Genomic DNA, 13,543 nt, shown 5'->3' on the forward strand with positions numbered 1-13,543 from the left:
CCTACCGTGAACGAACTGCAAATAAACTCTCATAAACCCCCAAATATCGTTGAGAGACCTCATCCCAACTCCGGTAACGCTCCACCCAACTTCGCGCTTCCCTACCCAAAACTCTCCTCAATCCTTCATCCCGATAAACCCGCAAAATCTGCTCCCTTAAACTGTCCACATCACCACAGCGACAAACCAAACCCGTTTTTTCATTCTCCACCATTTCCACCAGTGGCGGCAAATTAGAGACAATAACAGGCTTCGCCATGGCCATCGGTTCTAAAACCTTCAGGGGCGGTACATAGCGACACACATCATCATTCCGACGCGGAAAAACACACAAGTCGCAAACAGAATAATAGTCTAACATTTGGGAAAAGGGAACCCGACCCGTAAAAATAATATTCTCCTTTCCAGAACCCGACAAACCTAGAGCCTGTAAATCCTTCAGAGCCAAGCCACCCCCCACCACCATCAACGTCATTTCGTATCCCTGTTCAACCAGTCCCTTCACCGCCTCGATTAAAACATCAACCCCCTCATAACCATTCAAAGAACCCAGAAAGCCAATCACAAACTTCCCAGCCAACCCAAACTGCTCCTGCAAATCCGAATCAGCTTCCCTGGGGTAAAACTCCTTCAAATTCACCGCATTCGGGACTACAGTGATTTTATCTGAACTAACCCCCCAACTCATCACCCTTTCTTTCAAAACCTCAGAAATGACCACCACAGCATCCGCCTGTCGCGCCGCGTTCTCCTCCATCATTTGCTGATAAGCATACTCATAAGAGTTGCGAAACTCCGGTTCCCGCGCCACCCGTGATAGATGCCATAAACCGCGAATCTCATAAACCGACTTCACTCCCAGCCTCCGCGCCGCCAACACAGCAGCCACCCCATTAACAAAAGTAGAACAGCCATGAATGACCATAGCCTTGTGGGAAGCCGCCAACTCTACCAAACCCTCGGCATACTTTTCTATCCAGTTGTAGTTCCGGTTATCCGAGCTAGAGTCACTTTCCGATATTCCCAAACGAAAATATCTCACCCCCTCCAACTCATCCCAAGCCGGAATTGAACGACTACGATGCTCTGGTAAATTTTTCGGATATCCCCAGCGGGTAGCAGCCAAAACATTCAAACCATGACCACGCAGTGATTTTAAAATATGTTGAGAACGAACCGCATAACCCGTCCCCTCATAAGGCAAGGAAAGATGTAAAGCAAACAGCACAGTTTTATTAAACCCAGTCCCGACCGAATCAATATCAGAACGACTATCATTTCCCGGATTACCATATCCACGTTCTAGGACTTGTCGATAAAGCTCAATCGCCTCTTGATGTTTACCCTGGCTTTCCCAAATACCTGCTAACTGTTTAATCACAAAGTAGTTACCAGGGCTAATAATAAATGCTTTTTGATAACACAAAACCGCCTCATCCAAACGATTCAGCTTTTCTAAAGCCAGTGCTAAATTGAGATTAACCTCAAAAGACATCGGCTGCAATTCCTGAGCTTTTGTCAAATATACTAACGCCCTATCAAACTTATTTTGTAATAATAGAACCTTGCCAATTTGCAGATTTAACTCATAGTTATTAGGATTAATTTTCAAGCCTAATTTATAAAAAACAAGCCCATGGTCTAACAAATTTTGATGAAATAACGCATTTCCTAATCGCCAATATAACCAGTAATTATCTGGATTTTTATCTATTTTTAAATACCAATGATAAAGAGGATTGAATAATTCACTAATCTCCCCAGGAGAAAAATCTTGCTTTTCTCGCCATAAAACAGATTGTTTATCAATATCCACCCTCCCGCGATGTCCATTCTCCTGAACATCATTAGCTTCATTAGCTTCTTTTCTCTCAATTTCAGCTTGGGTTAAAATGCCTCTTTCGATATATTCTTTTGAATGTTTCAGAAATACACGATTTACATTTTTATCGAGGGGTTCTGAAAATGTAATATTGTTTAGACTTTTTTCTTCCAGAAAATACTCAACAGTTACTAGGGGAACTAAAACACATCTACCATCTGCAGTGTATCTAATAATTAGTTCCCAATCAACTAACCGTGTTAGGGTTTCATCAAATCCTCCATGAAGCTTATACATTTCTATTCTGTGTATAAAAGAATTTAAGTCAATAAAATTGGAACGGAGCATTTGTTCTCTATCATATTTTTTACAAAGAACTTTGTAATATGATTTAGTTATATTTTTAACATTCGTTGCCGAGTAAACACTTGTTGCATTCTGTTTATACAAAGCTGCTGTTGTATATAGTAGATGATCCTGATGCCAATAATTATCACTATCAAGATATGCAATTAAATTTCCTTTCGCATTCTGTAAACCTATATTTCTAGCCTTGGAAACTCCCTGATGATTGCTTTGAATAATCCGTAGTTTTTTTTGTAATATTTCAGTGGCAAAATATTTTTGCAATAAAGTTATTGTGTTGTCTGTACTACCATCATCTATAACAATTACTTCAAAGGGTTGAATTGTCTGCTGAAAAGCAGACTTAATCGCTCTTAAAATTATTGAACCTCTATTCCAAGTAGGAATAATAACACTAATGTCAGGTTTTGCCTGTTCAACAATTGTTTGAGCTTGTTTTCTTACATTGTCATTTATCCAGGCTGGCAACAATGGTTTGGTGCTGTGTAATATGTCTTCAAAGCTATTAACAGTATCAAATTTTTTTTGAGATAGAATGGGACTAACTATTATCCTTTGGTTAGTCACTAATATTTTAGTATCATGACTCCAGTTCAGTTTAAAAACTTGATGGTTATTCTCCCTAACCTCACGACGCTGTGGCTGATTCCCCTTCTGGCGAGTCGCCCCCTCTTGGTGCTGCAAACTCACCTGATTAATGCAGTAACACTTCTTCTGTAAATCCCGCCCCAAACGCAAACAAAAATCAATATCCTCCAAACCATAATCATAATCCAGAGAAAAGCCGCCGACCCTTTCCAAATCACCCTTCCGACACAACAAAAACGCCCCCGTCACCGCCGGAAAGAAATCACCCTCAGCCGTAGCATTCGCCAAATAATCCTTCAGACTGCCATGGCGAATTTGTTCCGGCTGGAAATAACCTCGCTTTTCGTTCCAAACAAACTCAATACCCGTATGGTGTACCCCCGGTTCTTTCCCTTTCGGTAACGACGAAGGCTCATCATCCAAACGCACCCCCACCGCCCCAATGGTCGCATCATCCAACCGACTCACCGCCAAAGGCAACACATCCGAACTAAAAACAATATCATTATTCAGAAACAGCAAATAAGGATACTTCGCCAAACCCGCCCCATAATTACAAGAATTGGAAAAGGAAAAATTAGCACCTCGGTTAATATAACGAACATCCCCCTTAATCGCCTGCTGACGAACCACCTCAGCCGTGTTATCTTCCGAACCGTGGTCAATAATAATGAACTCAACCGGAAAATAAGTATTCGTGGCAAAAAAACTAGACAGAAGCCGCCGTAGCAAACCCGCCCCATTCCAACTGAGGACAATAATAGAAACTCCCTGACCCACCGGGCGCAATCTCCGAGTTTCTAACACACCCTCTCCCCAGTGTTGCCAAACCCACCCCACAGCAGGGAACCCCGCCAATAACAAATTCAACTCATCGGAGAGGACCCCAACCCCGCTGCGAACCTCATCCATAACCTCCGCTAACCGAGACCCATTCACCCCAAACCCAAACTCCGCCGCCAATAACTCCCGACCGCGAACCCGGAATTTATTACATTCCGCCTCATCTGATAATACCCTATCCAAAACCGCAGGCAAATCCCCCTCAGCCACGGGAACCACAGCCCCCGACTCAATCACATCAGCCACCGCCGCCGTTTCCGACAACAGCACCACCAACCCCATTCCCAAAGCATCCGACAACTTCGCCGGAATTTGGAACTGCGACACCCGAAAGTCCGCATCCTGCAACAGGACACAAATATCACCCACCGCCACCACATCCGGGATAGACTCAAACGGCTGATTCCCCACAAACACATAGTCCACCCCAGGGATACCCTGCAACTCCTCTTTTAACTTCCCATCCTCGAAATCCCCAATAATCGCAAATACCACATCCTTGCGCCCCAAACTCGCCAAAGCACGAGCCGTGGTCACCAAACCCTTATGCTTCCTTGGCGTACCAAAAAACAGCACCACCTTTTTATCCTGAGCAATACCAAAGCGTTCCCGACTGCCGCGCTTCAGGTCAGCCGAAGGCACAAACCGCCCCTCATCCCGTGCATGACGAATCACCACCCCGCCATAACGCTCCTGCAAAGCCCGATTCGAGACCGTCACCCCATCAAACTCCCGCACCAAACCCACTGCGATGCGAGTCCACTCCTTACCCTGCAAATGCTTCCATTTTGGCAAACCTTCCCCAGACTCCAACAACTCCCGCAAATCCACAGGTTCTGATGCCCTAACAAAAATCAACTCCTCATCATCAATATCGACAATCACCCGCGCACCCCAGACCAGCTTATATAAAAGCCCAAAAATAATATTCGGCATCCGAGGCTTCGACAAATGCACCACCTCATAGGGATGCGCCAAAACCAGACCCAAAGCCTGCTCAATAAACCGTCCCTCATCCTCAACCCGTATCGTATGACAACGAATCTCGCCCCCCCGAATCGGCTCCCACACCTGCCCCCCGTACTTAGGAAACAGACAGCCAATCAACTCCACCTCAGCAAAACCCCCATACAACTGCGCCAAAGTATAGGCACGTCCGGCAGCATTATGGGACAACTCCCAACCGCACACCCCCACCCGAGGACGCTCCTTCCCAGCATCCGCTGCCATTACCAATCTGCCGTGATGATGACCCACGGCATCCACCAAAACCCCCTCGTCCGACTCATCCCCATGCCAAAGCCCCACCAGCCCCGGTTCTTCCCCGGTCAGACCTTCACACATTCCCTCGCGAATCTCATCCCCACTCCTAGCCCGATTCCACAGGCGCACCTCCGACAACTTGCCATCCTGAAACCGCTGCCATTGCGGACTTCCCATCAACCGCACCGGAGCCTCAGTCCCCACAGCCTCCGACTCCCGGCTCCAATCCTTCTCTCGCCGGAGAACCCCATTAAAATAAATGCGCCCATACTCCCCCACCTTCCGCACGCAAGCCACATGAACCCACTCGTTTAACTTAATCTCCTTTTCGGGAAACCACTTGACATCCCAGGTAACCTTTCCCGTTTCCCCGTTGCCGTAATACCACTGTCCCACCGTCTCATCCTTCAACCGAAAGCAGAACTCATTTTGCTCGTCGTTGACATACTTAGAGATAATATCTGTCCAATTATCCGGCCAATCTCTCAAATACAGCCAAAACTCGACCGTCAAATCCCCGGTAATACTCAACTCCTGACTGTGGTCAATTTCCCCATGAGTCTTCTTCTGGGGTCGAAAATCCACCACCCGACCCCGACCCGACCCCGGAGCCACCCGCCAATATTCTCCCCATTGCGCCGCAGCTTCTGTCCAGCGACCCAATCCCATCAAAGCCAAAGCCAACCGCCGCCGCCAATCTACCGCCCCCGGATAGCGCTCCAGCAGCCACTTCCAATGCTCCACCACCTCTGACCAGCGACCCAACTCCACCAAAGTCTCAGCCAAAAGCCGATGCACCTCGGGCGCTTCCACCCCCAATTTCACCGCCCGTCGCCACTCCACCACGGCTTCAACGGGACGTTCCAACTCCGCCAAAGCCCGTCCCAAACCCAAGGAAGCCGGACCGCACTCCCCAAACTCCAGGACGACTTGGCGATACTGGTCTACGGCATCAGTCCAGCGCCCCAACTTCTCCAAAACTGCAGCCACAGCCAAGGCAGAGTCAACCCCCGGACTCAACTCCCCACAGCGACGATAGAACCCCAAAGCCTCCTGAAGCTGGTCTCGTCCCTGGCACAATTTCCCCAGATAAAAATAGGCTTCCCCCTGGTCAGGTTGCAACTCCAGAGTCCGCCGCAAACAACCCTCCGCCCGGTCGAGGTCTGTTCCCCCCTCCACCAAAGCCACGCCCAAAGCCAACTGCAATTGGGGGTCATCACCCTGAAAATCCACCGCACGCTGCAAATAACCCGCAGCCTCCTGAAATCGTCGGTGGCGGCGCAACAGGTAGCCCAACTGTAAGTTAAATTCTGCCACCCCCGGCTTCAAAGCTACCGCTTTCCGATAGGCTTCCATAGCGGGTTCCCAATGCTGTTGGTGAACCAAAGCTTGACCCAAGGGCAAATAAAACTTATAATAATCTGGCTTTAATTCCAGGCCCTGATTTAATACTTCTATAGCCTCATCCCAACGTTCGGACTTGACCAAAGCGACACCGAGGCGATAGTAGCAGAGATAATTGGAACCGAGAGAAATAGCTTGTCGATATGCGGACACAGCCCCTTCCCAGTCCTCCAACTGAGTGAGAGCCTCTCCCAAATAGTAGTGATGCCAGGAGAGGTCTGGCGTTAACTCAATACCCCGGCGATACTCAGCTACGGCTTCTTGAATTTTCCCTTGTTGGAGGAGTTTATTGGCGATTTCGAGGCTAGAGTTATCGACAGTGCTGGTCATAGGGGGACACGAAATTAATTACCAAACCATCTGCGATTATATCATAGGGTTTGGCGATTGGCAAGAAATTTACAGATGATTTTAGGCGAGGTTTGGGAAGGCGATCGCTTGTTTCTGGAAACGGGGTTTTGTCAAAAAAACGGGGGCGGGTTTATATAGCTGCTGGTGAAGAAGAATATAGGCTGTTGAACCCGCCCCTACAGGAATATGTGACCCCTGGGTGGTTGGGAAAGGCGATCGCTTGTTTCGCGGGGTTTTGTCAAAAAACGGGGGCGGGTTTATATAGCTGCTGGTGAAGAAGAATATAGGCTGTTGAACCCGCCCCTACAGGAATATGTGACCCCTGGGTGGTTGGGAAAGGCGATCGCTTGTTTCGCGGGGTTTTGTCAAAAAACGGGGGCGGGTTTATATAGCTGCTGGTGAAGAAGAATATAGGCTGTTGAACCCGCCCCTACAGGAATATGTGACCCCTGGGTGGTTGGGGAAAGCGATCGCTTGTTTCGCGGGGTTTTTTCAAAAAACGGGGGCGGGTTTATATAGCTGCTGGTGAAGAAGAATATAGGCTGTTGAACCCGCCCCTACAGGAATATGTGACCCCTGGGTGGTTGGGAAAGCGATCGCTTGTTTCTGGAAACTTCGAGAAACGGGGTTTTTTCAAAAAACGGGGGCGGGTTTATATAGCTGCTGGTGAAGAAGAATATAGGCTGTTGAACCCGCCCCTACAGGAATATGTGACCCCTGGGTGGTTGGGAAAGGCGATCGCTTGTTTCGCGGGGTTTTGTCAAAAAACGGGGGCGGGTTTATATAGCTGCTGGTGAAGAAGAATATAGGCTGTTGAACCCGCCCCTACAGGAATATGTGACCCCTGGGTGGTTGGGAAAAGCGATCGCTTGTTTCTGGAAACTTCGAGAAACCCGGTTTTGTCAAAAAACGGGGGCGGGTTTATATAGCTGCTGGTGAAGAAGAATATAGGCTGTTGAACCCGCCCCTACAGGAATATGTGACCCCTGGGTGGTTGGGAAAAGCGATCGCTTGTTTCTGGAAACTTCGAGAAACCCGGTTTTTTCAAAAAACGGGGGCGGGTTTATATAGCTGCTGGTGAAGAATAATATAGGCTGTTGAACCCGCCCCTACAGGAATATGTGACCCCTGGGTGGTTGGGAAAAGCGATCGCTTGTTTCGCGGGGTTTTGTCAAAAAACGGGGGCGGGTTTATATAGCTGCTGGTGAAGAAGAATATAGGCTGTTGAACCCGCCCCTACAGGAATATGTGACCCCTGGGTGGTTGGGGAAAGCGATCGCTTGTTTCCAGAAACCCGGTTTTTTCAAAAAACGGGGGCGGGTTTATATAGCTGCTGGTGAAGAAGAATATAGGCTGTTGAACCCGCCCCTACAGGAATATGTGACCCCTGGGTGGTTGGGAAAAGCGATCGCTTGTTTCTGGAAACTTCGAGAAACCCGGTTTTTTCAAAAAACGGGGGCGGGTTTATATAGCTGCTGGTGAAGAATAATATAGGCTGTTGAACCCGCCCCTACAGGAATATGTGACCCCTGGGTGGTTGGGGAAAGCGATCGCTTGTTTCGCGGGGTTTTGTCAAAAAACGGGGGCGGGTTTATATAGCTGCTGGTGAAGAAGAATATAGGCTGTTGAACCCGCCCCTACAGGAATATGTGACCCCTGGGTGGTTGGGGAAAGCGATCGCTTGTTTCGCGGGGTTTTGTCAAAAAACGGGGGCGGGTTTATATAGCTGCTGGTGAAGAAGAATATAGGCTGTTGAACCCGCCCCTACAGGAATATGTGACCCCTGGGTGGTTGGGGAAAGCGATCGCTTGTTTCGCGGGGTTTTGTCAAAAAACGGGGGCGGGTTTATATAGCTGCTGGTGAAGAAGAATATAGGCTGTTGAACCCGCCCCTACAGGAATATGTGACCCCTGGGTGGTTGGGAAAGCGATCGCTTGTTTCTGGAAACTTCGAGAAACCCGGTTTTTTCAAAAAACCGGGTTTCTTAAATTCTGGCGCAGCCGACAATGGTTGTTTGGGGAAGGCGATCGCCATTATGGTCAATTGACGGGTAGATTATGAGTAGGGTAATTTTGTCAAGTACGGATAACCGAATGCTTTATTCCGGGAAACCGATATAAGTGTCGGGTAGAGTGGGGAAGTGGAGGTGGTTGCGATCGGGTTAGATAGTTGATTATAATTATGGGAGCCGGGATTGTTGGGTTAATATGAACTATTCCTCTGCATTAGCTGTAATTCAAGAAAAATACCCCCATGTGGCAGTGATTGAGGTGTGGGCAAATGTCCTGTTTTTACGAATGAGTAAGGGGCGTTGTGTTTTCTACCCGAAAAAGGGGACGATTTGGGCGCACCTGGAAACGGGAACTTGGGTATTAGCCGCAGATAATCAAGTGGCGGCGAGAAAGTTATATAAACAAATGGCAATTAAACTGCATCCTGATAAGCAGTCGGGGAGTCATGAGAAGTTTATTAAGCTGACCAATGGGTACGAAAATTATGAAGCAATTAGAATTAGATTTGGGGCTGAATTTGACGACGACTACCCCGAAGACCCCAAATACTCCAAATACCACTACTACACCGCCAGACAATACAACGAGTGGTTCAGAGAAACCTACAGCAGTTATCAAGCCTGGGTCAAAAGACGCAAGGAACAAGACGAGTATGCCAGACGACAAGTGGAAAAGTGGGGGTGTCCTTTTTGATGAAACCAGTCGCCGGGTGTTGGCTAGAAGACCTCGGTTTGAGAAGGATTATCAAAAGGATTTGACGTTTTATCTGGCTAAGGCTTGCGAATATTTGCCCTGGCGTTTTTATGTGGAGTTCGAGGTGAATTGTCGGGGAAAGCAGCGTTTTATTGACCTGGTGTTGAAAACCCCAAGCCCTCAACATATTTTGATGGAGTTGAAAAAAGGGACGATAACTATTGATATTATTAATGAGGTTTTGGAGAGGGACTATTTGCAGGGGTATAAGCAACGCACGAAGAATGGTAAATATCCGATACTTTATATCATTGGTTATCAATTTGAACCGGAGGCTGAAGATTACGCAGATAGGCTGAACGAGGAATGGAATTGGCAGTTGAAAAGGTATAAATATAAGCCTCAAGTTATGGTGAGGAATTATGCACAATTAATGGGTTTTTTGGACTCTCGGTTAACTCAAACTGATATCGGTGGTTTTGAGTTAGACCGGGTGAGGCGGGATGTTCCTTTGTTGTATGAGTTGCCCATGGGGGACTGATTACCACAAAAAGTGATATTTGTCAAGAACAAATAAGCGATCGCTTTATTCCGGCAAACCGAATCTGCGGCGATACGTCGCCCGACGACGCGGGCGATACGTGGCACTCCGACTGCGCGATCGCTTGTTTCGCGGGGTTTTGTCAAAAAACGGGGGCGGGTTTATATAGCTGCTGGTGAAGAAGAATATAGGCTGTTGAACCCGCCCCTACAGGAATATGTGACCCCTGGGTGGTTGGGAAAAGCGATCGCTTGTTTCTGGAAACTTCGAGAAACCCGGTTTTTTCAAAAAACCGGGTTTCTTAAATTCTGGCGCAGCCGACAATGGTTGTTTGGGGAAAGTAGGGCAGGTTTATATAGCTGCTGGTGAAGAAGAATATAGGCTGTTGAACCCGCCCCTACAGGAATATGTGACCCCTGGGTGGTTGGGAAAAGCGATCGCTTGTTTCTGGAAACTTCGAGAAACCCGGTTTTTTCAAAAAACCGGGTTTCTTAAATTCTGGCGCAGCCGACAATGGTTGTTTGGGGAAGGCGATCGCCATTATGGTCAATTGACGGGTAGATTATGGTTAGGGCAATTTTGTCAAGTACGGATAACCGAATGCTTTATTCCGGGAAACCGATATAAGTGTCGGGTAGAGTGGGGAAGTGGAGGTGGTTGCGATCGGGTTAGATAGTTGATTATAATTATGGGAGCCGGGATTGTTGGGTTAATATGAACTATTCCTCTGCATTAGCTGTAATTCAAGAAAAATACCCCCATGTGGCAGTGATTGAGGTGTGGGCAAATGTCCTGTTTTTACGAATGAGTAAGGGGCGTTGTGTTTTCTACCCGAAAAAGGGGACGATTTGGGCGCACCTGGAAACGGGAACTTGGGTATTAGCCGCAGATAATCAAGTGGCATGAGAAAGTTATATAAACAAATGGCAATTAAACTGCATCCTGATAAGCAGTCGGGGAGTCATGAGAAGTTTATTAAGCTGACCAATGGGTACGAAAATTATGAAGCAATTAGAATTAGATTTGGGGCTGAATTTGACGACGACTACCCCGAAGACCCCAAATACTCCAAATACCACTACTACACCGCCAGACAATACAACGAGTGGTTCAGAGAAACCTACAGCAGTTATCAAGCCTGGGTCAAAAGACGCAAGGAACAAGACGAGTATGCCAGACGACAAGTGGAAAAGTGGGGGTGTCCTTTTTGATGAAACCAGTCGCCGGGTGTTGGCTAGAAGACCTCGGTTTGAGAAGGATTATCAAAAGGATTTGACGTTTTATCTGGCTAAGGCTTGCGAATATTTGCCCTGGCGTTTTTATGTGGAGTTCGAGGTGAATTGTCGGGGAAAGCAGCGTTTTATTGACCTGGTGTTGAAAACCCCAAGCCCTCAACATATTTTGATGGAGTTGAAAAAAGGGACGATAACTATTGATATTATTAATGAGGTTTTGGAGAGGGACTATTTGCAGGGGTATAAGCAACGCACGAAGAATGGTAAATATCCGATACTTTATATCATTGGTTATCAATTTGAACCGGAGGCTGAAGATTACGCAGATAGGCTGAACGAGGAATGGAATTGGCAGTTGAAAAGGTATAAATATAAGCCTCAAGTTATGGTGAGGAATTATGCACAATTAATGGGTTTTTTGGACTCTCGGTTAACTCAAACTGATATCGGTGGTTTTGAGTTAGACCGGGTGAGGCGGGATGTTCCTTTGTTGTATGAGTTGCCCATGGGGGACTGATTACCACAAAAAGTGATATTTGTCAAGAACAAATAAGCGATCGCTTTATTCCGGCAAACCGAATCTGCGGCGATACGTCGCCCGACGACGCGGGCGATACGTGGCACTCCGACTGCGCGATCGCTTGTTTCGCGGGGTTTTGTCAAAAAACGGGGGCGGGTTTATATAGCTGCTGGTGAAGAAGAATATAGGCTGTTGAACCCGCCCCTACAGGAATATGTGACCCCTGGGTGGTTGGGAAAAGCGATCGCTTGTTTCTGGAAACTTCGAGAAACCCGGTTTTTTCAAAAAACCGGGTTTCTTAAATTCTGGCGCAGCCGACAATGGTTGTTTGGGGAAAGTAGGGCAGGTTTATATAGCTGCTGGTGAAGAAGAATATAGGCTGTTGAACCCGCCCCTACAGGAATATGTGACCCCTGGGTGGTTGGGAAAAGCGATCGCTTGTTTCTGGAAACTTCGAGAAACCCGGTTTTTTCAAAAAACCGGGTTTCTTAAATTCTGGCGCAGCCGACAATGGTTGTTTGGGGAAGGCGATCGCCATTATGGTCAATTGACGGGTAGATTATGGTTAGGGCAATTTTGTCAAGTACGGATAACCGAATGCTTTATTCCGGGAAACCGATATAAGTGTCGGGTAGAGTGGGGAAGTGGAGGTGGTTGCGATCGCCTTTAAGAGTTTGGGGGAAGCCGTGGGAGAGTTTTGGGAAGGCGTGGGAGAGTTTTGGGGAAGCCTTTGAGAGGGAAGGGGAAAGCGATCGCCTGGGAGAGGGAAGGGGAAAGCGATCGCCTGGGAGAGGGAAGGGGAAAGCGATCGCCTTTGAGAGGGAAGGGGAAAGCGATCGCCTGGGAGAGGGAAGGGGAAAGCGATCGCCTGGGAGAGGGAAGGGGAAAGCGATCGCCTGGGAGAGGGAAGGGGAAAGCGATCGCCTGGGAGAGGGAAGGGGAAAGCGATCGCTATTGTGGTGCGTCAACCGAGAATATTCGGTTAGTATGAAAATTCCCCGGTTCTGACGCACCCTACAATGTGGGTTTTGTCAGTTGTCATCTGTCTGCAACCAGCGCACTAAATCCTCCATCCCCCCAAAATCTAACAAAGCCTCCGCCAACTCATCCCTTTGACCCGAGGTGAGAGATATAACCTGTTGCCGTTGCATATCCGACAACTCACCACAGCGACGGGTTAACTGTCGTAACAGCATCTGGGTCTGTGCTTCTTCGCGACCCTTCTGCAACACATCCCGATAAAACCGGGTATCCTCAAGCTTAACCTGGGTAATATCCAACATTTCCCGTATCTCCTCCAAACTCAACTCTGGAAACTTACTCGCCATTATACTTTCTACCAAATCCAACCGTCGCTGAAATACCTCCTCACTCGCCTCCACATTCAACAAATTACGAGCGCTTTCTGGGGTTTCCGACTCCGGCAATACCAACAACCGCAACAACGCCAAATTCGGACTCAAATCCGACCTAGGAATCAGATCTTCGAGATAAAGCCTTTCCACCAAATTATCCAATAGCAGGCGATAGGGAGTCTCCACCCCAAACCCCTGACCGCGACTGGAGAAAATCAATAGCCCCCGCCAAGGTCGGCTCACCTCGTATTGTCTCAGATACATGAACACTTCCTGAAAAAAGCGACCATAGAATCCCTTATCAGCCTGCATTTGTGCTTCCACGAACACCAAGGGCAAATCTGGGTCATCCCCCACGGGGGTAAATAAGCCATCAATGCGCTGTTCCTGTTCTTTGACCACCGGAGCGCTATAATCAAATTGGCAGTCCGTGGGAATGCCGGGAACTAACTCAGCAATCAGTTCCGGCTGCCATAGAAAAATGCGATAAAATAGTTTGTCAGTTTTCATCTTTTGAGACGGGGCTGGTACTGAGTTAAATTTGATTAAG

General features: G+C 47.7%; 14 protein-coding genes. 12 read left to right on the forward strand and 2 right to left on the reverse strand.

Going from position 1 to position 13,543, the window contains the following annotated elements; genetic code table 11:
- Position 1: 1 nt before the first annotated feature.
- On the reverse strand, positions 2-6,616 hold the full coding sequence (locus HFV01_RS26915) for a glycosyltransferase (protein ID WP_193520571.1): 6,615 nt from the start codon (positions 6,614-6,616) through the stop codon (positions 2-4).
- Between the two features lie 50 nt (positions 6,617-6,666).
- On the opposite strand from HFV01_RS26915, the gene HFV01_RS26920 reads away from it, so the two are divergent.
- The 12 genes from HFV01_RS26920 (at position 6,667) to HFV01_RS26970 (ending at position 12,646) form a co-directional block, all read left to right on the forward strand.
- On the forward strand, positions 6,667-6,912 hold the full coding sequence (locus HFV01_RS26920) for a hypothetical protein (protein WP_108615137.1): 246 nt from the start codon (positions 6,667-6,669) through the stop codon (positions 6,910-6,912).
- Positions 6,913-7,182: 270 nt separating this feature from the next.
- A complete protein-coding gene (locus HFV01_RS26925; RefSeq protein ID WP_318286010.1) occupies positions 7,183-7,434 on the forward strand; it encodes a hypothetical protein in 252 nt (83 codons plus the stop codon).
- A gap of 427 nt (positions 7,435-7,861) precedes the next feature.
- Complete coding sequence (locus HFV01_RS26930) at positions 7,862-8,119, forward strand: hypothetical protein (RefSeq protein ID WP_318286011.1); 258 nt, start codon at positions 7,862-7,864, stop codon at positions 8,117-8,119.
- Positions 8,120-8,516: 397 nt separating this feature from the next.
- Complete coding sequence (locus tag HFV01_RS26935; RefSeq protein WP_193521348.1) at positions 8,517-8,684, forward strand: hypothetical protein; 168 nt, start codon at positions 8,517-8,519, stop codon at positions 8,682-8,684.
- A gap of 160 nt (positions 8,685-8,844) precedes the next feature.
- On the forward strand, positions 8,845-9,342 hold the full coding sequence (locus HFV01_RS26940) for a hypothetical protein (protein WP_046321520.1): 498 nt from the start codon (positions 8,845-8,847) through the stop codon (positions 9,340-9,342).
- Complete coding sequence (locus tag HFV01_RS26945; protein WP_315642545.1) at positions 9,302-9,883, forward strand: hypothetical protein; 582 nt, start codon at positions 9,302-9,304, stop codon at positions 9,881-9,883. Before HFV01_RS26940 ends, HFV01_RS26945 begins: the two co-directional genes overlap by 41 nt.
- A gap of 331 nt (positions 9,884-10,214) precedes the next feature.
- Positions 10,215-10,559, forward strand: coding sequence for a hypothetical protein (locus HFV01_RS26950; protein WP_193520572.1), 345 nt, complete (start codon positions 10,215-10,217; stop codon positions 10,557-10,559).
- A 38-nt stretch (positions 10,560-10,597) separates the two neighbouring features.
- Positions 10,598-10,789, forward strand: a complete 192-nt coding sequence (locus HFV01_RS31450) for a hypothetical protein (protein ID WP_318286012.1) — start codon at positions 10,598-10,600, stop codon at positions 10,787-10,789.
- The gene (locus HFV01_RS31455; protein ID WP_318286013.1) at positions 10,786-11,094 is read left to right on the forward strand and encodes a hypothetical protein; all 309 of its coding nucleotides are present in this window, start codon (positions 10,786-10,788) and stop codon (positions 11,092-11,094) included. The genes HFV01_RS31450 and HFV01_RS31455 overlap by 4 nt, the downstream gene beginning before the upstream one ends.
- Positions 11,054-11,635 (forward strand): hypothetical protein, encoded by a 582-nt coding sequence (locus HFV01_RS26960; RefSeq protein WP_315642545.1) that lies wholly within the window; start codon positions 11,054-11,056, stop codon positions 11,633-11,635. The genes HFV01_RS31455 and HFV01_RS26960 overlap by 41 nt, the downstream gene beginning before the upstream one ends.
- A 331-nt stretch (positions 11,636-11,966) precedes the next feature.
- Complete coding sequence (locus HFV01_RS26965; RefSeq protein WP_193520573.1) at positions 11,967-12,308, forward strand: hypothetical protein; 342 nt, start codon at positions 11,967-11,969, stop codon at positions 12,306-12,308.
- Positions 12,263-12,646 (forward strand): hypothetical protein, encoded by a 384-nt coding sequence (locus HFV01_RS26970; RefSeq protein ID WP_193520574.1) that lies wholly within the window; start codon positions 12,263-12,265, stop codon positions 12,644-12,646. Before HFV01_RS26965 ends, HFV01_RS26970 begins: the two co-directional genes overlap by 46 nt.
- A 23-nt stretch (positions 12,647-12,669) precedes the next feature.
- On the opposite strand, the gene HFV01_RS26975 is transcribed toward HFV01_RS26970, so the two are convergent.
- A complete protein-coding gene (locus HFV01_RS26975) occupies positions 12,670-13,503 on the reverse strand; it encodes a DUF2887 domain-containing protein (RefSeq protein WP_193520575.1) in 834 nt (277 codons plus the stop codon).
- Positions 13,504-13,543 lie beyond the last annotated feature (40 nt).

The organism is Limnospira fusiformis SAG 85.79 (genome assembly GCF_012516315.1).
GTDB lineage: Bacteria > Cyanobacteriota > Cyanobacteriia > Cyanobacteriales > Microcoleaceae > Limnospira > Limnospira fusiformis.

Excerpts from the sequence above, each read along its gene's own strand:
- HFV01_RS26915 (WP_193520571.1), bottom strand. The coding sequence starts at position 6,616 with ATGACCAGCACTGTCGATAACTCTAGCCTCGAAATCGCCAATAAACTC.
- HFV01_RS26940 (WP_046321520.1), top strand. The coding sequence starts at position 8,845 with ATGAACTATTCCTCTGCATTAGCTGTAATTCAAGAAAAATACCCCCAT.
- HFV01_RS26945 (WP_315642545.1), top strand. The coding sequence starts at position 9,302 with ATGCCAGACGACAAGTGGAAAAGTGGGGGTGTCCTTTTTGATGAAACC.
- HFV01_RS31450 (WP_318286012.1), top strand. The coding sequence starts at position 10,598 with ATGAACTATTCCTCTGCATTAGCTGTAATTCAAGAAAAATACCCCCAT.
- HFV01_RS31455 (WP_318286013.1), top strand. The coding sequence starts at position 10,786 with ATGAGAAAGTTATATAAACAAATGGCAATTAAACTGCATCCTGATAAG.
- HFV01_RS26960 (WP_315642545.1), top strand. The coding sequence starts at position 11,054 with ATGCCAGACGACAAGTGGAAAAGTGGGGGTGTCCTTTTTGATGAAACC.
- HFV01_RS26975 (WP_193520575.1), bottom strand. The coding sequence starts at position 13,503 with ATGAAAACTGACAAACTATTTTATCGCATTTTTCTATGGCAGCCGGAA.